This window comes from Arthrobacter ramosus (assembly GCF_039535095.1).
GTDB classification, from domain to species: Bacteria; Actinomycetota; Actinomycetes; order Actinomycetales; family Micrococcaceae; genus Arthrobacter; species Arthrobacter ramosus.
Window position 1 is genome coordinate 3,454,873 of the sequence record NZ_BAAAWN010000001.1, and the last position, 21,926, is coordinate 3,476,798.

A 21,926-nucleotide genomic window follows, 5' to 3' on the forward strand; every position below is an offset into this window, starting at 1 on the left:
CCGGCCCCTCTGAGGGAGCCGCCACGGCAGCAGGGCAGTGTGGCAAGATGGTCATTTGACGAGCCGCGACCCTTGCGGCACACCGGGCCCGCCACGGAAGGACCTCCATGAGCAACGAAGCCTCCAGCGCACTGGACAACAGTGCAAGTATCGCTTCATACATCGACCACACTCTTCTCAAGCCGGAGGCCAGCGAAGCCGAAGTGCGCCAAGTCTGTGCCGAGGCTGCCGAGTACAAGTTCAAGTCAGTGTGCGTCAATCCGATTTGGGTCAAGACCGTGACGAAGGCACTCAAGGGTTCCGGAGTCCTCACCTGCTCGGTTGTCGGCTTTCCGCTGGGCGCCACTCCCAGCGACGTCAAGGCTTTCGAAGCACGCGGTGCCGTGTTGGATGGTGCGGATGAAATCGACATGGTGATCAACATCGCCGCGGCCCGTGCCGGAGACAAAGGCGCATTGGTGGATGACATCACGACCGTAGCGGAGGCCGTCCACGCCGGTGGAGCCATCCTGAAGGTCATCATCGAGACTGCCTTGCTTAACGACGAGCAGAAGGTCCTGGCCTGCGAGGCATCGGTGGAGGCCGGGGCGGACTTCGTCAAGACTTCAACCGGTTTCAACGGTGGCGGCGCCACGGTGGAAGACGTCGCCCTCATGCGCAAGACAGTGGGCCCGGATCTCGGCGTCAAGGCCTCCGGCGGAGTACGTTCCCTGGCCGATGCACAGGCTATGATTGCTGCTGGTGCAACACGTATCGGTGCGAGCTCCGGAATTGCCATCGTCAAAGGTGAACAAGGTTCATCCGCGTACTGAGTTTCCCGGCAGCCGCCATAGTTTTTGAGCCCCCCGGGCCGAGGAGGAAAGCATGTCCCAGAACGCCAGCCAGCCCATCGAAAAAGAGAACCCCTTGGGCCAGAGCATTCTGCTCTTTGTGATCAGCATGGTCCTGTTCCTCGGCGCCATCTACTCCCTTGCTTTCCTGACGCTGGAGAACACGTGGCCGATGGCCATCTGCCTGATCCTCTTTGGCCTCGCCTTCTGGATCCCGCAGACCATTCTCGGCCGCTCCAACTCGGCTGGCGAAAGCTAAGAAACCAACTGCAAAAGCCGTGGCCCCGGACTTTTTAGTCCGGGGCCACAGTTGTTTAAATGCGGTCCACCACTTCTGACCTCTTTTGAACGCGGACGACGGCGACACGCCCCAAAACGGGGTGTGTCGCCGTCGTTGTCCCACCAAAGAAGGTCAGAAGTGGTGGTCGAAACCAAGTAGCACCACTCGTATTGGACTGCGAAAAACGGGTAACACCACCCGTTGTTTGTTAAACAAACCCCATGCAAGCATTTGGGCATCGATTGAATGGGCAATCGAAGCAAGGGTTGGAAATTTCGAATTCATTGCCGCTGTCGCCTGTTCTGGGGAACACCAATTCAAAAAGGAGTCTCACTCATGCGCAAATTCAGCAAAAAAGGAAAAGCCTACGCGGCAGCAGCAACAGTTGCCCTCGTGGCAGCAAGCGGCGGAGCAGCCTACGCCTACTGGACCACCACGGGTAATGGTTCGGGGACCGCGGCCAACTCGGCCGGCGGAGGAACGGTTACCCTGCACGCGACCTTCGCCGCGGGACTTGCCCCCGGCAACTCGACGTCTGTCGCCTACACGGCCGACAATGCGAGCAACACTGACACAGTGGTGGGAGCCCTCACAGCAACGGTATCCACCAGCGATCCCACGCATTGCCTCGCTTCCTGGTTCACGGTCACGGCTTCGACCTCGACTTCGCCAGTGGCACACAACTCAACCGGCACGTCCGTCGGCAGCGGCACATTGACCTTCCTCAACGACGCCGCCAGCCAAGACTCCTGCAAGAGCGCCACGGTTACGGTCACGGTCGGAAGTCTCTAGCCATCCAACTGGTGGGTCCGGTACGGGCCCACCAGTTGTCCCTGTGCGATCGCTTCAGAAAAGACCCACGAGAACAGATCCAGAGGAGGCCCAGGTGCCGAGCATTCCGGAGTTATTCCACTCGCCGCTTCGCATCGTCCGAGCGGGAGCCAAAGTGCTTCTGGCAGGCCTCCTTTTGGTGACCCTCACATCGGGCGTCGTGCTTGCCGCCAGTAGTAACGGCAATGGCAACCAAAGCACGCCAAAAGGCATCACGCTGCAGCTTGCCCCAAGCAGCAGATCCGTCACCCAAGGAACGTCGGCAAGCTACAACGTAGTCGTCCAACCGACGGGCGGGTTCGCTGGGAACGTTTCGCTGACAATCTCGGGGCTGCCGGCAGGCGCCACAGCATCGTTTTCGCCCGCAGTCGTCGCCGCCGGGCCAGGATCCGCGTCCTCGAACCTCGTCGTGTCCACCACTTCCGCCACACCTCTTGGTACCTACTCCCTGAGCCTCAAGGGCACCAGCGGGACGCAACAGTCCGCCGTCGTCGTCGCTTCCTTGACGGTGACCGCCGGGCAACACCAAACGTTCACCATCTCCGGCGGCCCCACAGGACTTCTGGCACCAGGCTACGGAGTGTCGATCAATCTTCAATTGGCGAACCCGGGTAATTCCAGCCTCAACGTCACCGGCCTTACTGTATCGGTCACGGGAATCACCCGGACCGCCCAGGCCGTGGCTAACAACCGGCCCTGCAATCCTTCGGACTACGTCATCACCCAATTCAGCGGCAGCTATCCGATCGCCGCCCCGCCAGGCAATTCCTCGCTCTCGACGAGCGGAATTCCGGCAAATCAATGGCCGCAGATAAAAATGCTGAATAGCTCGCTCAACCAGGACGGTTGCAAAGGCGCAACCCTGCAGCTTTCCTACTCCGGAACGGGACAGGGCAACTGAAATGCGGGCAACTGACATGAAAGCGAACAGGTGGATGAAGTCCGGCTCTTTGGCGGCAGCCAAAGCAGCCGCGACGGCTACCGTGCTCAGCCTGGTGCTGGGAGTCGGATCGGCCTACGCCTATTGGTCCACCATCGGGATCGGCAGCGGCTCGGCCGCCAACGGCACCATGCAGACGGTGACCGTGGACGCCTTGGTGGCCGGCGACAGTCCCGCAACCACCCTCGTCCCGGGAGGTACCGCTGAAGTCATCGTGCGGGCGAGCAATCCAAATGCCTTCGCAGTGCAGGTGTATGGTTTCACCGCGAACGGAGCCGCGACCGCGGATGCATCCCACCCGCTGTGCACCACCACGGGCGTGACGTTCAACGCCCCGGCCGCTCCTTTGACGCCAACGGTGTCCGTACCGGCGAATTCCTCCATTCTGATCACTCTGCCAGCAGCCGCGTCGATGTCGACGGCTTCACAATCCAGCTGCCAAGGCGCTGTATTCCACCTTCCAGTCACGATGGCGGTCCGCAAATGAGCAAGCCCAAGCACTCTGCAGGCCGCGGACACAAGCGGGCGTTCCGCAGTCGCGTGACATGGACGCTCCTGGCCGTGCTTTTCATCTCCTGGGGCGGCCCGGCGGCCAACGCCTTCTGGCAATCGCTGAGCAGCAGCAATTTCGGCGCGGCCAAAGCAGACACCATGCCACAAGGCGGCACGCCGGCAGGCTCACTGAACGGCACAAATGTCACGGTCAACTGGGCGGCCGTCACCACACCGACCGGACACGCAGTCGCGGGCTACACCGTGGCCCGCTACTCGGCTCCCACTGGCGGTACCAAGATCGCCGCTGGAGGCGGCTGCGCGGGAATAGTGTCCGGCCTCAGCTGCGTCGAACAAAACCTGCCCGGCGGGACCTGGTACTACACAGTCACCCCGGTCATCTCTTTGTGGACCGGTGCGGAAAGTGCCCGGAGCACGGGCGTAGCCATCGACACGACTCCGCCCACCATCAGCGTCACCTCGATATCCCCGACGCCGAACGGCGCAGGCTTCAACCACACCAGCCCGATGACCGTGAACCTCAGCGCCGTAGACAACACCGGCGGATCCGGCGTCGCGAACATCAAGTACGCGGTCGACGGCGGTAGTACGGTGACCGTCAATGCTGCCACCGCCGCGGTGAACGTCACGGGCGACGGCACTCACACCGTCTCCTACTTCGCCACGGACGTCGCCGGGAACGCCAGTTCCCCGCAGGCCCAAACGGTCAAGATCGATACCACTGCCCCGGTGGTGGGGGTTGCCTCAATCTCGCCAACGCCAAACTCCCTGGGCTACAACAGGACCAGCACGGTGACAGTAAACCTCAGCGCGACGGACGTCGGCGGTTCGGGCATCGCTTCCATTACCTACCACGTGGACAGCCTCACCCCAGTCACCGTCAACGCGGCCACAGCCGCGGTGAATGTCAGCGGCGGCGACGGCACTCACACGGTGTTCTACTCCGCGACGGATGTCGCAGGGAACGTCACATCCCAGACCCAAACGGTCAAGATCGACACTACGGCCCCGACAGTCAGCGCCGTCACGATGGCCAACGGCGGCACGGCAAAGACAGCCGATTCCGGGGACACGCTCACCATCGTCTTTTCGACGGACATGGACGCACACACCTTGTGCAATGGCTGGGATTCCACATCCGCCACCCAGACGGCCTCAGGCACCGCAAGTATCAGCACAGGCAACGTACTGACTTTCTCAAGCCCGAGCTGCACGGCGCCCGCATTAGGCAGCGTTTCCCTTGGTGCCGCCTACAACACTGGTACCTCGGCCCGTAGCTTCACAGCAACCATGGCCTGGACCCAGTCCACCGGAGACCTGGTCATCACCTTCACCTCCAACGGCTCGGGTGGTACCGCGGGAACTGGCCTCTCCCCGGCTTCTCCGGTTTACACTCCAGCACCGGGCGCCGCGGATAAGGCAGGCAACCCTGTCGGAACCATCACGGCCGGTGGCCAATCGAAGTTCTAAAATCCACCGTCAACCACCCAGCCCCAACATGAGGGCCAGGAGTGCCGGCCACTGGTTTCGGACCAGTGTCCAGGCCGCGAGGCCAAGGCCAACCATGGCGTAACCGCTCACGGGAATCAGGACCAGCCATTCCCGCCGCGAACCGGCCTTGCCAAGCAGTGGGATGGAGAATGCGCCGTTGGCCCGCCAGATCCCGCTGACCAGGGGCAGCTTGCGCCAGAACTTCGGCGGCTTGATGACGATGGGCCACAGCAGCGGCACTCCCCCGGTGGTGATCATGTCGCCCACAATGTGGATCCCGACGCCGGTGAGCATGGACAAGGGCAGCCAGCTCCACTGGTGCGGGGCGAACCACGTGACCAGCCCGGCCATGGCAAGAGCGAACACCCAGTTGGCGATCCACCCGGTATTCGGGAACAGCTTGAGGGCTTTGGCAGCCAGGTTGATCATGAACATGCACAACAGCCCGGCGCCCACGGACAACCGCCCCACGGGAGTATCCAGCTGGAACTGGGCGGCCATGGCGGCGAGCACCACGAAAGCCGAGGCGCCCAACAGTGAATGGGTTCCCTGCCGGTGCCCTCCGCTGGCCTTCTCGATCCCGACGGCGATCACGTTGGACAGCGGCGGCAGCGAGTGGGCGATGGTGCTTGAGCGGTGGTCCCAATCGCACACCAAAGCAGTTCCCGCCGTCGTCATCGCTCCGATGAGGATTCCGGTGGCGTCCAGCGGGTACCAGCCCAAGGCGTACGGGCCGGTTGATGCGATAGCTATCCACGCCGCGGCCCCGGACGCGGCGTGGTGTCCTCCCATCATCGCTTAGCCTGCGGTCTGCGAAGTGCTGGACGTCGGCGAAGCCGAGAAGAAGATAGCTTCGATCACGGTGTTGGCCCACTCCAGGATCTCGGCGTCCTGCAGGTCGCGGCCGCCGATCCTCGCCGTCTTGGGCTTGGGGAGCAGCACTGCGTCGAGGGCCGGTTTGATCTGCGAGCCGGGGTACATGCGGTTGAGCCGCATGACCTTCGATTCGGGCAGCTGGGCGGGCGAGAAACGGATGAAGTTGCCTTGGAGCGCGACGTCGGACAGTCCGGCTTCGCGGGCACCCACCCTGAAGCGTGCGACGGCGATCAGGTTCTTCGCGGGCAGCGGCGGCTCGCCGTAACGGTCCACGAGTTCAGCCAGCACTTCGTCGATGGCCTCGTTGGTGATGGCCCCGGCCAGCTTCCTGTAGGCCTCCAGCCGCAGGCGTTCGCCCGGCACGTAGTCGTGCGGCAAGTGGGCGTTGACGGGCAGCTCGATCTTCATGTCGGCGGCCTTCTCCTCGGCCTCGCCGCGGTATTCGGCCACGGCTTCGCCCACCAGCCGGATGTAAAGATCGAAGCCGACCCCTTGAATGTGCCCGGACTGTTCCCCGCCGAGCAGGTTGCCGGCGCCGCGGATTTCGAGGTCTTTCATGGCCAACTGCATGCCCGCCCCGAGCTCATTGTGGGCCGCGACGGCCTTGAGCCGTTCGAGCGCCACTTCGCCCAGGGGCTTCTCGGAGGGGTACAGGAAGTAGGCGTAGGCGCGTTCGCGGCCTCGGCCCACGCGGCCACGCAGCTGGTGGAGCTGGGAGAGGCCGTACTTGTCCGCGCCGTCCACAATCAGGGTGTTGGCATTGGAAATATCCAGGCCTGTCTCAATGATGGTGGTGCAGACCAGGACGTCAAAGCGCTTCTCCCAGAAGTCCACGATGATCTTTTCCAGGCGGCTCTCGGACATCTGCCCATGCGCCACTTCAACGCGGGCCTCGGGGACAAGCTCCCGGATCTGGGCGGCGATACGCTCAATCGAGGACACACGGTTGTGGACGAAGAACACCTGGCCTTCGCGCATGAGTTCACGCCGGATCGCCGCGGAGGTCTGCTTGTTGGTGAACGGCCCGACATACGTCAGCACCGGGTGCCGCTCCTCCGGCGGCGTGGCCAGGGTGGACGTTTCGCGGATACCCGTGAGGGACATCTCCAAGGTACGCGGGATGGGGGTGGCGCTCATGGCGAGGACGTCCACGTTGGTGCGCATCTTCTTGAGCGCTTCCTTGTGCTCCACGCCGAAGCGCTGCTCCTCATCGACGATCACCAGGCCAAGGTCCTTGAACTCGAAGTCCTTGGACAGCAGGCGGTGCGTGCCAATGACCACATCCACGGAGCCGTTCTTGACTCCCTCTATGGTTTCCTTGGCTTCCTTCGCACCTTGGAACCGGGACAGCGGCTTGACGCGCAACGGGAACCCGGAGAAGCGCTCGGTGAACGTCTCATAGTGCTGCTGGGCGAGCAGCGTGGTGGGAACCAGCACGGCGACCTGTTTGCCGTCCTGGACCGCCTTGAACGCAGCCCGGACCGCGATCTCGGTCTTCCCGTAGCCGACGTCGCCGGAGACCAGGCGGTCCATGGGGATCTCGCGTTCCATGTCGGCCTTGACCTCGTTGATGGTGGTGAGCTGGTCCGGCGTCTCCACATACGGGAAGGCTTCCTCAAGTTCCCGCTGCCACGGCGTGTCCGGAGCGAAGGCATGCCCGCGGGAGGCCATCCGGGCGGAGTACAGCCTGATGAGCTCGCCCGCGATTTCCTTGACGGCCTTGCGGGCCTTGGACTTGGTGCTCGCCCAGTCCGCCCCGCCCATCTTGCTCAACGACGGCGTGTCGCCTCCGACGTAGCGGGTCACCTGGTCGAGTTGGTCGGTCGGCACGAAAAGCCGGTCGCCGGGAGCGCCGCGCTTGGACGCGGCGTACTCGAGCACGAGGTACTCGCGAAGACCTGCGTCTCCCCCGGAGGGACCGGCAGAGGAGCCCGCCACCTTGCGCTGGATCAGCTCCACGAACTTCCCGATCCCGTGCTGTTCGTGGACCACGAAGTCGCCGGCGTGCAGCTGGAGGGGGTCGACGGCGTTGCGCCGCTTGGAGGGCATGCGCCGCATGTCCTTCGTGGACCCGGCCGATGTGCGGCCCAGGAGGTCGGCTTCCGTGAGCAGCCCCAGCTTGAGGCCGTCCAGGACAAACCCGCGTCCGACGGCGGCAGTGGTCACCTCGATGATCCCGGCCTGCGGTTCGTGGGCCAGGGATTCGACACGGGAGCACGGGATATCGGCATCATGGAATAACTCGGCGAGACGCTGGGCAGGCCCGGGGCCATCCGTCGCCACCACGATGCGCCATTGGTCCCGCACGTGGGAACCGATGAATTCGAGCATCTCCGCGACATCGCCCTGGTAGCCGCGCGGCTCACGGGCGTGCAGGTTCAGGACGTCGATGTCGAGGACCAGTTCTTCGTCCGTGGCCAATGAGGTGATGGACCACCAGGAGACACCGTGGGCCAGCGCCGCGCTCCGGGTGTCCGTCAAGGATTGGAAGCTGGCCGTATGCAAAGCCGAAGCGGCTTGGGAGCCCAATACTGAGTCGAGATCGAGGGGCGCCGACCCGCCGTCGGACGCCGTGGACCAGGCCGCCTCGAGGAACTCCTCGTTGGTGGCGGCGAGGTCATGTGCGCGGGTGCGGACTTTCTCCGGTTCGATCACCACACCGATGGAACCGGCCGGCAACTGGTCCACGAAAGGCACCATGGCGTCCACGAGGACCGGAGCCAGGGACTCCATACCCTCGACGGCGATGCCGCCCGCGATCTTTTCCAACATGTCCGCGGCGGCCGGCATGTCGGCCTTGAGCTTGGCGGCCCGGGACATGACCGACGGCGTGATGAGGATTTCCCGGCAAGGCGGGGCGTGCAATTCGCTGGGGTGGTGCACGGCCGGGCCGGAGAGTGAACGCTGGTCTGCCACCGCAAACCAGCGCATCTGGTCCACCTCGTCGCCGAAGAATTCCACCCTGATCGGGTGGTCCTCGGTGGGTGGGAACACGTCCAAAATACCGCCCCTGACGGCGAATTCACCACGGTGGGTAACCATGTCCACGCGCGAATAGGCGGCGTCGGCAAGGCGGCGTACCACGTCGCTGAAGGGCATTTCCTGCCCCACCTTCAACGTCACCGGGACCAGTTCTCCCAGGCCCGCCACGACCGGCTGGACCACGGCGCGAACCGGTGCCACGACCACCCGCAGGGGACCCGCCGTCGAGCTCTCCGGGTGGGCCAGGCGGCGAAGGACCGCGAGCCTGCGGCCCACCGTGTCCGAGCGCGGGGAGAGCCGTTCGTGGGGCAGGGTTTCCCAGCTGGGGAAGGCCGCCACCGCGTCCGCGGGAAGATAGGCAGCCAAGGCCTCGGTGAGGTCCTCGGCTTCGCGACCCGTTGCCGTCACGGCCAACACCACAGCGCTGTCTTCAAGATTTTGGGAGGCGAGGCCGTCTGCCATCTCCGCCAGCAGAGCCGCCCTCAAACCGGTGGGCGCGCTGATCTGGTAGTCGCTGCTCCGTTCGCTGAAGGCCCGCGAAGCCTCGGGCCTGACCCGCGCGAACGTCCGGTCCTCACCCAGGGCACGCCGCAATCCATCAAGGGACGGGACTGTCCCGGCAGGGCTGATTCCGGAGTTCACCGCAGACGGTTGGCCTTTGGGGCTCATTGTTGGCACTCCTCGGGAGAGGGAAGTCGGATAGGGGAAGGCAGCACGAAAACCCGAAATTCTCTCGAATCCCGGGGCGTTCCTAGCCTACCCCGACCACACCGTAGGATGTTTGGGAGCCGCAAGAGCTTTCAACCGAGATATTCACGGAGGACCCCCATGGCCCTGAACGCATCCACCACCCTGCCCTACGGCGTCGACCGCGTAGCCGCAACCTTCATCGACGAAGACTTCCTGCGCCACACGAGCGAGTATGTCGGCGGCACTTTGGAATCATTCCAGATCGACGGCGACACCTCCGGCGCATTCACGACCATCACGGTCCGCACCCTGCCCACCACGCGCCTCCCGGAGATCGCCCGCAAGTTCGTCGGCGAGAAGCTCACCGTCACCCAGACCGAGAAGTGGGACGCCCCGACGGCCGATGGCTCGCGGACCAGCAACATCTCCCTGAAGATCTCCGGCGCCCCGCTTGACGTCACCGCGGTGCAGAGTCTGGTGGCCGACGGCGGCAACACCCGCGTCGAGCTCGAAGGTGCCGTCACGTCGTCGGTTCCGTTCCTCGGCGGCAAGATCGCCGAAGCGGCCGAACCGATGGTTGGCAAGGCCTTGAACATCCAGTCCCAGCAGGCCCAGGCCTGGCTCGAAAGCCACTAGCGTGAAGCTGGCAGCCGGGCTGTCGATTGTGCTGATCGTCGCGGGAGCATGGTCCCTGATCGTTTGGCCGCAGTTCCTGCGCCGCGTCATGGCAGACTCCCGCGCCCGCGACGCCAAGGGCAAAGCCACGAAGTTCCTCACGGTCCACGTCGTGTTGGTCACCATCTCGATGGTGCTCGGACTCGCGACGGCGGTCATCGGGATCACGGCGCTGCTCACCTAATGCCCCTTCCGGGCCCAACTGACTCGCAGTTGTTGTCGTTTTGACGCCTCATAACGACAACAAATGCGAGCCAGTTGGGGGCCTGGGCGGGGAGGGTGCCCCTTCGGGTAAAATGGAACACAGGTGCGCCGGGAAGTCTGGTCGGCAACAGTTTTGTCGACCCCATACTCCCCAAGGAGCCACATGGCGAACCGCCCGCACCCCGCTGCCCCTTCGAAGGTTTTCAGCCGCTCCAGCTTCCCCGAGTACCAACGGATCCTGGCTATTCTCCGCACTGAAACCGTTGGTGGCGCACTTTTGCTCGCCGCGACGGTGGCCGCGCTCGTCTGGGCAAACTCACCCCTTGCCAATGGCTACTTCGCACTGCGCGAAGTCAAGATCGGCTACGCTCCCTGGCATCTGGAATTGAGCTTGGGCCACTGGGCCTCGGACGGGCTTCTGGCCGTTTTCTTCTTCATCGCGGGGCTCGAGCTCAAGCGTGAATTCGTGGCCGGGGAACTGCGGAAGCCCGCAAAAGCGATCGTCCCGGTGGCGGCAGCGTTGGGCGGCGTGGTCCTCCCCGCGCTCATCTACGTGGTCATCAACCTCGGCTCGGGCGCGGAAACACTCAAGGGTTGGGCCATCCCTACCGCCACTGACATCGCCTTCGCTTTGGCCGTCCTGGCGGTCATCAACACGCATTTGCCTGCGGCGTTGCGGACCTTCCTGCTGACGCTTGCGGTTGTGGACGACTTGATTGCCATCGGCATCATCGCGTTCTTCTACTCAAGCGGCCTTGAGCCCTTCATGCTGCTGGCCGCCGCCGTGCCGCTGGCCCTCTTTACGCTCCTGGTCCAGAAGCGCGTCCGCAGCTGGTACCTGCTACTCCCCCTGGCCGCCGCCACCTGGGCCTTCGTCCATGCCTCGGGAATCCACGCGACCGTCGCCGGTGTCCTGCTCGGATTCGCCGTGCCAGTCGTGGCCTCAGGCAAAAAGGGTGAGCCAGCGGCCGGGCTCGCCGAAAGCTTCGAACACCGCTTGCGTCCCTTCTCCGCAGGCTTTGCGGTGCCTGTTTTCGCGTTCTTCTCCGCCGGCGTGGCTTTGGGCGGGGCCGAGGGACTGGGAGCCGCCCTGCTCGATCCCGTGGCGGTTGGCATCGTCCTGGCCCTCGTGGTGGGCAAGACGGCGGGAGTCTTCGCCACCACATTCCTCATCACAAAGACCACCCGCGCGCGGCTGGATGACGGCCTGGCATGGATCGACGTCGCCGGGCTGGCCATGCTGGCGGGCGTCGGATTCACCGTCTCCCTCCTGATAGCCGAGCTGGGCTTCGGCACCGGTTCCCCGCACGATGACCACGCGAAAGTGGCCATCCTCGCCGGTTCCCTCGCCGCAGCGGTGCTTGCCGCCGTCGTGCTCAAAGCCCGTAACCGGCACTACCGCAGCGTGGCGCGGGAGGAACAAAGAGACGACGACGGCGATGGCGTGCCTGACGTTTTTACCCGCGCCTGAAGTGCCGGGGCCGCATACGAGTAGCCCGCATTTTAATTCGAGTAATGCCGCTTTCAATTGGGGTGGTTGGCACGCTGTTTGGGCGGTATCGGCAGGAATACCTTGCTGCTATGGACGCGAATAGTATGGAACGAGTGTGGCATGGGGCCCACAGGAAAACCCAAGAGAAGAACTGGTCATTGTTCTTTGTTTGGGCAATTCTCGGTCTCATGACGATTTCGGTGCTCATCGCAGCGGTACCCAAATGATGCGGTGACTAGGCCAACGGTACAAAAAAGCTCGGACCGGTTCTTGCGGGTCCGAGCTTTTCTTTGCCCCTTACGGTTTTCCAAGCTATAAATAGTCAGCCGTGAATGCCGCAGCATGGCTGCGTTGGAGCATTCGGCCCTTACTGCATCAGTCCTGCGACGGCGGCAAGAATTGTCGCGGCGACGAGGGCGAGCAACAATCCCACAACGACGAATTCCGCCCGGCGGACCCGATGCTGGCTCTGGCGCCATTCGCGCCTGCTCTCCAAGATAATCATGCTTCGAGGCTAAGTCCGGACCACTGCCCGAAATAGAGTGGACGGTACTCGACCTCGACCCACCCGCATCAGAGAGCCTGGGACACCCCTTGGCTCGCCTCGGCCTGGCGCAGCGCGTCCTCCGCAGCAACCCACGCGAGCATGGCGCACTTTACCCGGGCAGGATATTTGGCAACCCCGGCCAAGGCGGCAGCGTCCTGGAGCAGTTCCTCATCCGCTTCCAGCTTGCCGCGCGAACGCATCAATTCCCGGAAGTGATCGATCGTCTGGCGAAGGGACGCCGGGGACATGCCCGGTGCCATTTCACTGAGTATGGACGCCGACGCCATCGATATGGCGCAGCCGTCACCGTCCCAATGGATTTCCGTGACGGCCCGTCCGTCTCCGGCGGTGCCGAGACTCAGCCGGAGGGTGATTTCGTCCCCGCAAATGGGATTGAGCTGGTGGCTCTGACCTGTGGAGCTCTGTCCCGTGCGGCTCTGTCCCGTGGCGGGGGCACCCGTTGCGGCGGCCGGAAGCTTGGCAAGGTCTCCGCCACTGCGGGCCTTGGAATGCTCCAGGATCAGTTGCTGGTACAGGGAGTCCAAGCCGCTCATGATGTGGCTCCAGGAGCCGTTACGCCAAAGTAGGGCCTGATCTGGGCAACCGCCTCAACCAGCAGGTCGACTTCCTCGAATGTGGTGTACAGGTACGTACTGGCTCGCGTGGAGGCGCTCAGCCCCAGCCTGCGGTGCAATGGCTGGGCACAATGGTGACCCACCCGGACAGCGATGCCCAGGTCGTCGAGGTACTGCCCGACGTCGTGCGCGTGCACTCCGGCGACGTCGAACGCGGCAAGCCCGGTCCGTTCTTCCCCCGGCCCGGGGCCCAGCACACGCACGCCCTCGATGGCGCTGAGGCCGGTGACAAGCCTTTGGCCGAGCTCCGCCTCACGAAGAGCGATCCGGTGCATTCCTGTTTCGCTGAGGTAGTTTGCTGCGGCAGCGAGGGCCACAGCCTGCGAAATAGGCTGGGTTCCGGCCTCGAAACGCTGGGGGGCAGGCAGGTATTGGGCTTCTTCCATGGTCACCGTCGTGATCATGGAACCGCCGGTCAGGAACGGTGGCATGGAATTGAGCAGTTCGCTGCGGCCATAGACCGCGCCGATTCCCGTGGGCCCAAGCATCTTGTGGCCGGAGAATACGGCGAAATCCACGTCCAGCGCCTTGAAGTCCAAGGGTAGGTGCGGTGTGGACTGGCAGGCGTCCAGGACCACCAGGGCGCCCACTTCCCGTGCCATTGCGACCAACACGTCCACGGGGTTGATATTGCCAAGCACGTTGGAAGTGTGGGTGAAGGCCAGGATTTTGGTGCGCGCGCTCATGAGGCGTGCTGCTTCCTCGAGACGCAGCGCACCGGCGTCGTCGAGGGGAATGTACTTGAGGCTCGCTCCGGTCCGCCGGCACAGTTCCTGCCACGGGATCAGGTTGGCGTGGTGTTCCATTTCGGTGACAAGCACTTCGTCGCCCGGTTTGAGGGCAAAGCGCCCGGCTTCTCCACCCGCCCGGCCTACGCTGGCGTTCGAAAACGAATAGGCCAGGAGGTTCAGCCCCGCGGTGGCGTTGGCAGTCCAGATCAGCTCATCGTCCTGCACGCCCACAAAACGTGCCACGGTGGCACGCGCCTCTTCGAAGGCATCCGTGGCCTCTACAGCAAGGTGGTGCGCGCCGCGATGGACGGCGGAGTTCCGCTGTTCATAGAATTCCTGCTCAGCCTCGAGCACGCTCCGGGGGTTCTGCGAGGTAGCTCCCGAATCCAGGTAGACCAGCGGTTTGCCATTGATTTCCTGCTCAAGAACGGGGAAGTCGTTGCGGATGCGACGGACTTCATCGTCATCGAGTGCAGAAACCTGGGCATCTCCCCGCGCGGGGGTGGAAACCATTGTCAAAACCGGTGCTCCTTGTTAGGACTACGTGGCAATCGCCAGCGGCTGACCGCCAGGAGTGGCGGCGTCACGTAGTAATTGTCCCACCAATCGGCTTCACTGCCTTCATCCGGGGAGCGTTGGCCCTACTCCTCCGGCTTCGCCAACTCGTCCCACAGTTCGGAAAGCTTCTGCCTGCGCGACACTCCGAGCTTGCCGTAAACCCGCTGCAGGTGGGCGTTGACCGTGTTCACGGCGATACCCAGCCGGGCAGCCACCTCCGCGCTGCTCAGCCCGGATGCCACCAAGGCAGTCACTTCGCGTTCACGCTGGGAAAGCTTGACGACGCCGGGAAGGACCGAGGACCCTGCCTCCGGACTGGCCGGGTGGGGCTCGTCAAAAACGAACGCCTCCTCCTGGTCTGACGCTTGCTGAGGTTCACCTTTGCTTAGCTGTCCTGTTCCCATTTCCTGTCCTGCTTCCTGTCCCGATGGCATGCCGGACTCGACACTCCACACCAGCTCGGACACTCCGGCCCCCAGCTGCCGGTCCCCCCGGCTGCCAGTACGGGCCGCGAGGCCGAGATTCAACATTTCGAGCGCCCGGTGTCCCTTCTTGGCGGCAGAACCGGCAAGTTGCAGCAGTTTCCGGTGCGAGTGTTCAGCGCCAATCAGCACTGACCGGGCGGCGGACGAATAGCTTTCGGCGAGCTGCGAGGCAAGATAATTCCCTCCGCTGGCCCGCGAATCGTAGGCCGTCAAGGCGCGACGCACCTGGTTGACGTCGCCCAGCAACCACGCAGCCGCGGCAAGTCCGCCGAGGGCCGGTGGCAGGAGCCCCTCAGGATCGGCTTCATCCAGCCGGGCCTTGGCCTGGCGGAATTGTTCACACGCCAGTTCCAGGCTCCCCTGCCGGGCAAGTACGAGTGCCCTGTAAAGATGCGCAGACCCGCCGAAATAGCTCATCCGGTTGCTGAAGCTTGAACTGCCGGCGCAGAACATTTCGGGGCCGCCCCATTGCCCTCGCCAGATCAGATTGGACCCGTGGATGGTCAACACAGTGGAGTGGAAGTCCACGGGGCACCGTGGCAGCCGCCCCACGGCTTCGAGGGCCAGGGTCGACAGGGCGACGGCGTCCGCGAACCGTCCGCTGACGGCCAGCCCTTGGGAGACGAGCGCCATCAACAGCACGCTGGCTTGGGTGGGCGGTGGTGGATGGCGCTCCGTGCGCAATCCAGGATCGACCAATTGGCTATGGCAGAGCCTTTGGAACAGCTCACTGTTGGCTGAAGGCCAGCTACCGTTCTGGGCATCCAGATACAGCTGGAGAACATCCAGTTCGTCCCGGACGGCAGACTCGTCAAGATGGGCTGGGTCTCCCGGCTGAATTCCGACGGCGGCAGCCTCCAGCCGCCGTCGGGCATCCTGGAGAACCGCCTGCAGCACATTGGCTCCGGGCGATGTCGGCAAAAGCGAATGCAGCAGAAGCCATACCGCGTGGGCGAAGTCCACAGTCAGGACGTCCGGGGTGTTTGCCACCAAACCCTTCAGGACCGTCACAGCCCCGGGGAAATCCCTTGTCTGGTAGAGCGCCCTTGCCAATTCCACACCGGCAACCAGTCCGAGTTCCGGCGCCCGCACCGCTTCCGCAGCCCGCCGGGCCCTCCGATTGTCGTGAATGTCGTTGGCGGCAATGGCCACGGCCAAAAGATCGGCTTCGGGCACCGGCAACCCGCTTGCCTGTTCAAGGTCCACGCGACGGAACAGCGTCCAGAGCGAGTCATCAGCAACGGGTGAGGACGTCGCGTAGATGCTCCGTCGAAGTTCGAGGATCCGTTCAGGTCCGAGCTGCTGCCGGGCCAGCCTCGCTTCGATGGCGTGGCTGAGCGTTGCCGTCTCTTGGCCGTCTTTCAGGACTCGGATCGTTCCGTCGGCCCGCAGCGCTTCGATCGGCCGCTTTTGGCCAAGTTGTTCAAGGACGGCGAGCGGTATCGGCTCCCCCACTGCCAGAAGGTCCACGACCTGCCGTTGCGGCACGGAGTAGCCCTCAAGCCGGTGGCGGGTCAGCTCGAGCGCTTGCGAACCGTCCAAGCGGATCGGTCCGGACAACATCCAGGAATCAGCCTGCTCCACGATCTCGCCACGCGCCGCGGCTTCGTCCAGCAGCAACTTCGCGGTCTGCAGGTTTCCTCCGGTGAGGGCATGGATGTCCCGGACCAGGCTGCGGGCAGCGCGTCCGCCGAGGCGATCATCGAGGAATTCGCGGAGCTGCTCCTGCGTGAGGTCGTCCAGCGCCACGACGGACAGCTGCCGCGAAACCACGGATTCCATGAGTTCCATTCTCAAGGGACGGTCGGAGCGGTGGGTTGCTATCAGGCGGATGTCCGGCTCAACAAGCAGCTGGCTCAGGAGCCAAAGAGACATGTCATCCAGGAAATCTATGTTGTCGAGCACCAGCAAGGCCGCGGATCCGGATGTCGCTGCGCCACGCACTGCAGTGCGGCAAGCCGCCACGATGGAACCGGGCCACACCTTGGCCCTGGCCGGCAGGTCCGGAACAAGTGCCATGGCGATTCCAAACGGAATGTCCGCGAATGACTCCGAGACGTTGTGGGCGATCACGCTGAAGGAACCGCTCAGCACTGAAGCCGCTGCGTCCAGGAGGGTGGTCATTCCGGAGCCCCCCGGCCCCGAGATGACTATCCCGGCCGGTTCCGGCACTGACAAGGCAATAGCAATCTCCTGGAGCTCCGCTGCCCGGATAATCGGGGGCGAGGTGTGGGTCCCTTCGGTATCGTCCATGGTCCTGTCTCATCTTCGGGCCGCCGGACACACGTTCCTGACGGCTGTGGCACGGACCGGTGTCATTTCCAAACGTTACCTTCGGGTTTCAGTCCTGGATTGAGTGGTAACTACTTGGTTTTTGGGGGCTACTTGCACGAAACATCCCCGCTCCACGGAGCCTCCCTGCGAGGTACCACGGCGTCGCTTCCAGCCCGGTTTTCCCGCCGGATTTGCACCTTCTGTTACCACTCTGTGATCTGACTGTGTAAGCTGGTGCCGCAAGAGTAAGTTCCGGCTGGCTACTTCTGGGGAGTTGAAGCACAGCCGATTTTGGTAACAACTCTGTCGTGACACACCATTTGGCCGTGTACGACGCTGCGGCGTGTTCGGCTGCAGCTCGCCTTATCCATTGCCCAGGTCTCGTATGTCTATGTCCCCAACAGATATGTCACCCAAAATATGAAACACCTGTTCACAGCACTCGTCGCCGTGGCGCTCCTTGCCTTCGGCGGGTTCGCCACCATCTCCGCTGTCCAGTCATCACACAAATCCTCCTATCAGGCCGGCGACCGCAGTTCATATTCGCGGCCGAGCTCATCGCCTTCCGCTTCAACCGCGCCAACGCGGACCGCCACGCCGGCGCCGACGTCGACGCCCAGCAATGTTCCGGCCGCGGCGCCGTCGAGCACGCCCGCTCCAGCCGCGCCCGCTCCAGCAGCAACAGCCGCCGGAGCGCCCGCACCAACGGCAGCGCCCCTGCCTGTCACGGGAACATACCCCCTGCACACCAACATCGTGAGCACCACCTTCTGGGTGGGCGAGATCTTCAACGCCAGCCTCTCGGACGGCTCCCAGGTCTGCTCCACCTACAACGGCCAGTGGGCTTTGCAGCACACTGGCGTCAACATGGGAGCCACTCCGTCCAGCGCGAGCGGTTGCCCCGGCAGCACTTACGGCGGTTGTGACGGAGTCAGTTCCGGCACCGGCACGAGCTTCCAGTGCGCCACGGAACAGCGCGTAGCCAGCAATGGGTACTTCCCGCTGCACCAGCCCAAGCCTCTGCAGAACCCGTTCTACTTGGATCTGCCTTACGACGACGTCAATGACAGCGTCGCTTTCGCCGAGCGTTGCAAGGTGATTCCGTGGGCCGCTGCGGACAACGCCAAAACAGGCGTCAACCACTGCGCGGACTCGAGCTACAGCTACATGAAGAACGCATGGGTCCAGATCACCGGCCCCAATGGCGGCGTTTGCTACGGACAAGTTGAAGATGCCGGCCCCTCCAGCGGTTCGCTCTACCACGATTCCGCCTACGTCTTCGGCGCGAACAACGCCCGTCCGGCCAACAAGTCCTTCTCCGGCGACCCGAGCCAGGGTGCAGGCATGGACGTGTCCCCTGCCCTGAACGGCTGCCTGGGCTTCGCTGAGCTGAACGGCGACAATGACCACGTATCGTGGCGTTTCGTTGACCGCGCCAGCGTGCCGGCCGGTCCGTGGCTCAACGTTGTCACCACTTCGGGAGTCACCAACTAATATCCCGGGACCCACGGGTCAGCAGGACCCTACGCACTCCGGGAGTGTCGGACGCCCATGCCACACAGCCGCAATGGCTGCCTGGCATGGGCGTCCGCGTGTCCGCTTCTTAGCCAGCGTCTGACCCTTAGCCGGTCCGCACGACGGAAGGGCCCGGCGTCGCGATTTCCTGAGGTTGGCGTTGGATCCTCCGGACCGGGCTGACCCAAACTCCCGACGAATTCGCCGAGTACGCCCTGGGCAAGACCTGGAGGCAGATGACCGCGTCCAGGATCCGCATCAGCGGAAAGAAGGGAGCCATCAACAGAAGGCGCGGGCTCCGCATCGAAACAGCGGCAAGGACTGTCAAGAAGAGGTCCGGCAGGAAGACTCCAATGAGAACGTCCTGAGGCCGCAGGACGCCCGACAGAAAGATGAAAACCTCCGATCGATTGCCAAGAATCCACACCTCGACCGCAGCGAGGGACGATAGCAGGAATGCGGGCACCAGAAGCACGAAGAAGAGGCAGCTGGCTACGAGCTCAACGATGTACAACCCCAGGACAAACCAGAATCTGCTGAACTGCAGGCCGTGCCGCCTGACGGTCTGCCAGAAACCAAGAATCCACCGCCGCACCTGCTTGATGTAGTCCTTCAGGTTGTCCGGATCCTGGGTGTACGCAACGGCGGCGGAGGGATGGAATGCGATCCGTCCCAGTTTCTTTGCATGGATTTCAAACGTCATGTTGAAGTCTTCGATCACCAGCCCGGGCGCCAAGACCTCTATTTTTTCGAGGGCGCTGGTTCTGTACATGCTGGCAAATCCAGGCACGATGGAGACGACATTGGCGCCCTGCGCTGCTTGGCCGTACTTCAGCAGCAGTTGGACCACAATGTACAAGCGCTCCCGGTAGGCCACCAGGAAGCGGCCGATCGCCGTCGGAGGTGCCGGGCTCATGATCGACTTGGCGCGTCCCGCGACGGCGACCACGGCGGGATCGTCAAACAGCGGCAACCCCGTTTCGAGGTAATCCGCCGTCGGGCGGGTGTCTGCGTCCAGGAGCATGACCACCTTGAACCTCTTGCACAGATCGAAATGTGCGATGCCCGCCGCGAGCGCGCCTGCCTTGCCACGGTTCGGCTCAAGGTCAAGGACCTTCACCCCGGCAGCCCGCGCAATAGCAGCGGTGTCATCAGTGGACATGTCCGAAACGACGTGGATGTTGCGTCGAGGGACCAAAGCGGACGCGGCGAGGATTGTCTCCCTGATGACCAGGGCCTCGTTGTGGGCGGCCACGAGGACCGCGACATTCGCCGGGTAGATCCGCACTCCCTTCGAACGATGGCGGGCCCGTTGACTCCGAGGGATCGGTACCTTGCCGCCGCGCAGCAGGGCGATCCACCCGCGGATCCGGGTGGACAACCCGTGGACCCGCCACGACTCCTCACCCGCCAGGCGGACCAGCCCGGCAAGGGACCAAAAGATCGTGCTTACCCCCAGAACCAAGAAGATCGAAAGAACTATCACGGCGACGGAGCTCCCACAGTGTCGTACATTTCGTAATCATCGGTAGCAAGCTGGCCATCGCTGAAGAGGTTCATTCCAAAGCTGATGGCCTCGGCTCCTGCCGGAACGGGCGGCGTATCCCAGATCGCCTGCTCGTAACTGGTGTTGGCCGCGAACCACGGACTGGCCGTCCAGTAGGTCCACGTGCCCAGCTTGTTGCGGTAATACACTTCGAACTGCGTCTTGGCGGTGGACTGGTACCACGCCCTGAGCGAATAGCTGTGGCCGGTACTCACGCTCGGAGCGCATGCTCCCAGATCGAGGACGGGAAGCAGTTTGGCATCACCGGACGAGTATTCGGTCACGTCCAGGCGACGAGCCACCGCACCAGTGTGTCCCGGGGTCAAGGTGCTCAGGACTGCGGTATTCGTGCCGTAGGACGCCACCTGCCAGCATTGCGGTAAGCCATACTTTCCAGCGGTTTCCAGCCCCGGATTCCGAAGGGCGTTCTTTCCTGGCGCTGCCGGCGCGGCCACGGGACCGTTCACCACGGGTTTTGCAACGCCGCCGATCACGTCATGTACCGTGCGCACGGCCATGGTCCCTTGTTGGGTCCTGGCCGCCAGCCAGGTGGCGAACTGTTCGAACAACGCGGGGCTGATGGAGCGGGGACTTCCGCTGTTGTCGATGTCGTAGAAGGTCAGCTGCAACCAGCCCCCGGCCTTTTCGGCCTGGGCTACTGTCGCCTCAAGATCGGCCAACGTCCACTTGCTGCCGACCTCTGATGTTGCCCGCGTCCGGAACAGGTCGGCGGGGCGGACAGTTTCCGCTGCCGCGCAGCCCGCGCAGTCGATGGGGGTGGTTATCTCGCCGAGGCCTCGTGCGCTGTTGTAGCCGCATCCAGCGACCAGCTCTTCCGACTTCGGCGTTGAAGCCGCAAACGGATAGGCAAAGGAGGTGATCTTAAAGCCCCAGTCCGTGAGGTTCACCCGATCGTTGCAGATCTGCCTCGACGCTTCGTCCGGCTCTACTGAAGTCACATCGGCAAGGGTTACCGTATGGCCACCGATTTCATTCTGGTCCGCGGCCAGGCTGTGGAGATTGTCCATTGTCATGTATTCAGGTGCGCCAACAAAGCCCGAATCGATGAAAAAGGTGCCCCGGAGGCCACGGTCCTTCAAAATCCGCGCCGCCTCCATCTGGCTTGACCGGCCCGCATCAAACGTCAAGCTGACGGATGAGAGCGGGGCGGCAGAAGATGTGGGTTTGGCGTTCCCTGACCCGAAGGGAGCCTGGCTTCCGTTGATCAGCGATGTGGCGCCCGTCAGCAGGAGCAGCACCGAAACCCACGAGGCAGCCCATAGACCTGCGCGCTTCCTCGAAGTGCGGATCGGGCCGGATGCGATGCCCTTCCCCCGGGGACTCATCGCCAACCCGCGCTGCCGTGGTTCCTGAAGGGGCCGGTGGCGACTGGGGGAAGCCTCGGTCTCAAAGGCTTATTCACCACCGGCCCCCGCTCAGGGGCCCTCTCTATGAGGGCGTGCTGCCGTTCGGCAGCACCGTCAATTGGCGCAGGGTCTATGGGAGGGACCGTGCTGAATCCCGCAAGAGCAGGCTCGAACTCCAGGTAAACGCCTTCTCGGATAAATCCGCCGCGTCCTGTTGCCGCTCGGACCAGAGCGTCCGTTTCCATTGTGAGACCTGTCTTTCCCCCGTTGCCCTCCACCAACTGACACCATCAGCGTATGAATTGGGGCGACGACGGACACGAGTAGGCTCTACCCGTCTTTACACTCAACCTTGAGGTCCGGACAACGCCACTACTCGTGCGCTGCACGCGAAAACACCGGGATCAAACCCCGGGGCGCGGTCCGGGGGCGAATCCGATCTGTTCGTGGTCAAATGGTGCAAT

General features: G+C 63.5%; 20 protein-coding genes. 11 read left to right on the plus strand and 9 right to left on the minus strand.

Translation table 11 applies throughout. The annotated features are described in order from the left end of the window. Positions 1 to 107: 107 nt before the first annotated feature. The 6 genes from deoC to ABD742_RS15985 all read left to right on the plus strand — a co-directional run bounded on the left by deoC (position 108) and on the right by ABD742_RS15985 (position 4,864). Positions 108 to 812: a deoxyribose-phosphate aldolase gene (deoC, locus tag ABD742_RS15960; protein WP_234750836.1), complete on the plus strand. Its 705-nt coding sequence runs from the start codon at positions 108 to 110 to the stop codon at positions 810 to 812. Between the two features lie 52 nt (positions 813 to 864). Further along, positions 865 to 1,089: a hypothetical protein gene (locus tag ABD742_RS15965; RefSeq protein WP_234750837.1), complete on the plus strand. Its 225-nt coding sequence runs from the start codon at positions 865 to 867 to the stop codon at positions 1,087 to 1,089. A 357-nt stretch (positions 1,090 to 1,446) separates the two neighbouring features. Then, positions 1,447 to 1,902 carry a hypothetical protein gene (locus ABD742_RS15970; RefSeq protein WP_234750838.1) on the plus strand — a complete coding sequence of 152 codons (456 nt, stop codon included), beginning with the start codon at positions 1,447 to 1,449 and terminating at the stop codon, positions 1,900 to 1,902. Between the two features lie 94 nt (positions 1,903 to 1,996). Then, entirely contained in the window at positions 1,997 to 2,842 is an 846-nt protein-coding gene (locus tag ABD742_RS15975) for a COG1470 family protein (protein ID WP_234750839.1), read from the plus strand. Positions 2,843 to 2,858: 16 nt separating this feature from the next. Continuing rightward, positions 2,859 to 3,368, plus strand: a complete 510-nt coding sequence (locus tag ABD742_RS15980) for a hypothetical protein (RefSeq protein WP_234750840.1) — start codon at positions 2,859 to 2,861, stop codon at positions 3,366 to 3,368. Further along, a complete protein-coding gene (locus tag ABD742_RS15985) occupies positions 3,365 to 4,864 on the plus strand; it encodes an OmpL47-type beta-barrel domain-containing protein (RefSeq protein ID WP_234750841.1) in 1,500 nt (499 codons plus the stop codon). The genes ABD742_RS15980 and ABD742_RS15985 overlap by 4 nt, the downstream gene beginning before the upstream one ends. Positions 4,865 to 4,873: 9 nt before the next feature. Here ABD742_RS15985 and ABD742_RS15990 read toward each other — a convergent pair whose 3' ends face one another. After that, positions 4,874 to 5,680 carry a metal-dependent hydrolase gene (locus ABD742_RS15990; protein ID WP_234750842.1) on the minus strand — a complete coding sequence of 269 codons (807 nt, stop codon included), beginning with the start codon at positions 5,678 to 5,680 and terminating at the stop codon, positions 4,874 to 4,876. Positions 5,681 to 5,683: 3 nt separating this feature from the next. Next, on the minus strand, positions 5,684 to 9,412 hold the full coding sequence (gene mfd, locus ABD742_RS15995; protein WP_234750843.1) for a transcription-repair coupling factor: 3,729 nt from the start codon (positions 9,410 to 9,412) through the stop codon (positions 5,684 to 5,686). A 159-nt stretch (positions 9,413 to 9,571) separates the two neighbouring features. Here mfd and ABD742_RS16000 point away from each other — a divergent pair, with 159 nt between their 5' ends. The 3 genes from ABD742_RS16000 to nhaA all read left to right on the plus strand — a co-directional run bounded on the left by ABD742_RS16000 (position 9,572) and on the right by nhaA (position 11,783). Beyond that, positions 9,572 to 10,069, plus strand: a complete 498-nt coding sequence (locus tag ABD742_RS16000) for a DUF2505 domain-containing protein (protein ID WP_234750844.1) — start codon at positions 9,572 to 9,574, stop codon at positions 10,067 to 10,069. Between the two features lies 1 nt (position 10,070). After that, positions 10,071 to 10,292, plus strand: coding sequence for an SCO4848 family membrane protein (locus tag ABD742_RS16005; RefSeq protein ID WP_234750845.1), 222 nt, complete (start codon positions 10,071 to 10,073; stop codon positions 10,290 to 10,292). A gap of 183 nt (positions 10,293 to 10,475) precedes the next feature. Next, positions 10,476 to 11,783, plus strand: a complete 1,308-nt coding sequence (nhaA, locus tag ABD742_RS16010) for a Na+/H+ antiporter NhaA (RefSeq protein ID WP_234750846.1) — start codon at positions 10,476 to 10,478, stop codon at positions 11,781 to 11,783. Positions 11,784 to 12,171: 388 nt separating this feature from the next. Here nhaA and ABD742_RS16015 read toward each other — a convergent pair whose 3' ends face one another. The 5 genes from ABD742_RS16015 to ABD742_RS16035 form a co-directional block, all read right to left on the minus strand. Further along, positions 12,172 to 12,309, minus strand: a complete 138-nt coding sequence (locus tag ABD742_RS16015) for a hypothetical protein (RefSeq protein ID WP_234750847.1) — start codon at positions 12,307 to 12,309, stop codon at positions 12,172 to 12,174. Between the two features lie 68 nt (positions 12,310 to 12,377). Beyond that, positions 12,378 to 12,905, minus strand: a complete 528-nt coding sequence (gene sufU / locus ABD742_RS16020) for a Fe-S cluster assembly sulfur transfer protein SufU (RefSeq protein ID WP_234750848.1) — start codon at positions 12,903 to 12,905, stop codon at positions 12,378 to 12,380. Continuing rightward, a complete protein-coding gene (locus ABD742_RS16025) occupies positions 12,902 to 14,236 on the minus strand; it encodes an aminotransferase class V-fold PLP-dependent enzyme (protein WP_234750849.1) in 1,335 nt (444 codons plus the stop codon). The genes sufU and ABD742_RS16025 overlap by 4 nt, the downstream gene beginning before the upstream one ends. Positions 14,237 to 14,358: 122 nt before the next feature. Next, positions 14,359 to 17,013, minus strand: coding sequence for a LuxR C-terminal-related transcriptional regulator (locus tag ABD742_RS16030; RefSeq protein ID WP_234750850.1), 2,655 nt, complete (start codon positions 17,011 to 17,013; stop codon positions 14,359 to 14,361). 539 nt (positions 17,014 to 17,552) lie between these two features. After that, positions 17,553 to 17,762, minus strand: a complete 210-nt coding sequence (locus ABD742_RS16035) for a hypothetical protein (RefSeq protein ID WP_234750851.1) — start codon at positions 17,760 to 17,762, stop codon at positions 17,553 to 17,555. Positions 17,763 to 17,790: 28 nt separating this feature from the next. On the opposite strand from ABD742_RS16035, the gene ABD742_RS16040 reads away from it, so the two are divergent. Beyond that, positions 17,791 to 18,528 (plus strand): hypothetical protein, encoded by a 738-nt coding sequence (locus ABD742_RS16040; RefSeq protein WP_234750852.1) that lies wholly within the window; start codon positions 17,791 to 17,793, stop codon positions 18,526 to 18,528. A gap of 127 nt (positions 18,529 to 18,655) precedes the next feature. Here the strand turns inward: ABD742_RS16040 and ABD742_RS16045 are convergent, their stop codons facing one another. Together ABD742_RS16045 and ABD742_RS16050 are read right to left on the minus strand one after the other, a co-directional pair. Continuing rightward, positions 18,656 to 20,035, minus strand: a complete 1,380-nt coding sequence (locus ABD742_RS16045; protein WP_234750853.1) for a glycosyltransferase family 2 protein — start codon at positions 20,033 to 20,035, stop codon at positions 18,656 to 18,658. Continuing rightward, entirely contained in the window at positions 20,032 to 21,213 is a 1,182-nt protein-coding gene (locus tag ABD742_RS16050; RefSeq protein WP_234751057.1) for a polysaccharide deacetylase family protein, read from the minus strand. Before ABD742_RS16050 ends, ABD742_RS16045 begins: the two co-directional genes overlap by 4 nt. Here ABD742_RS16050 and ABD742_RS16055 point away from each other — a divergent pair. Continuing rightward, a complete protein-coding gene (locus ABD742_RS16055; protein WP_234751068.1) occupies positions 21,161 to 21,469 on the plus strand; it encodes a hypothetical protein in 309 nt (102 codons plus the stop codon). The genes ABD742_RS16050 and ABD742_RS16055 overlap by 53 nt on opposite strands. Positions 21,470 to 21,926 lie beyond the last annotated feature (457 nt).

What these genes read in the sequence shown, in the direction of transcription:
- deoC (WP_234750836.1), top strand. Translation starts at nt 108, where the DNA reads ATGAGCAACGAAGCCTCCAGCGCACTGGACAACAGTGCAAGTATCGCT.
- ABD742_RS15965 (WP_234750837.1), top strand. Translation starts at nt 865, where the DNA reads ATGTCCCAGAACGCCAGCCAGCCCATCGAAAAAGAGAACCCCTTGGGC.
- ABD742_RS15970 (WP_234750838.1), top strand. Translation starts at nt 1,447, where the DNA reads ATGCGCAAATTCAGCAAAAAAGGAAAAGCCTACGCGGCAGCAGCAACA.
- ABD742_RS15980 (WP_234750840.1), top strand. Translation starts at nt 2,859, where the DNA reads ATGAAAGCGAACAGGTGGATGAAGTCCGGCTCTTTGGCGGCAGCCAAA.
- ABD742_RS15985 (WP_234750841.1), top strand. Translation starts at nt 3,365, where the DNA reads ATGAGCAAGCCCAAGCACTCTGCAGGCCGCGGACACAAGCGGGCGTTC.
- ABD742_RS15990 (WP_234750842.1), bottom strand. Translation starts at nt 5,680, where the DNA reads ATGATGGGAGGACACCACGCCGCGTCCGGGGCCGCGGCGTGGATAGCT.
- mfd (WP_234750843.1), bottom strand. Translation starts at nt 9,412, where the DNA reads ATGAGCCCCAAAGGCCAACCGTCTGCGGTGAACTCCGGAATCAGCCCT.
- ABD742_RS16000 (WP_234750844.1), top strand. Translation starts at nt 9,572, where the DNA reads ATGGCCCTGAACGCATCCACCACCCTGCCCTACGGCGTCGACCGCGTA.
- nhaA (WP_234750846.1), top strand. Translation starts at nt 10,476, where the DNA reads ATGGCGAACCGCCCGCACCCCGCTGCCCCTTCGAAGGTTTTCAGCCGC.
- ABD742_RS16015 (WP_234750847.1), bottom strand. Translation starts at nt 12,309, where the DNA reads ATGATTATCTTGGAGAGCAGGCGCGAATGGCGCCAGAGCCAGCATCGG.
- sufU (WP_234750848.1), bottom strand. Translation starts at nt 12,905, where the DNA reads ATGAGCGGCTTGGACTCCCTGTACCAGCAACTGATCCTGGAGCATTCC.
- ABD742_RS16030 (WP_234750850.1), bottom strand. Translation starts at nt 17,013, where the DNA reads ATGGACGATACCGAAGGGACCCACACCTCGCCCCCGATTATCCGGGCA.
- ABD742_RS16055 (WP_234751068.1), top strand. Translation starts at nt 21,161, where the DNA reads ATGAAAAAGGTGCCCCGGAGGCCACGGTCCTTCAAAATCCGCGCCGCC.
- ABD742_RS16050 (WP_234751057.1), bottom strand. Translation starts at nt 21,213, where the DNA reads ATGGAGGCGGCGCGGATTTTGAAGGACCGTGGCCTCCGGGGCACCTTT.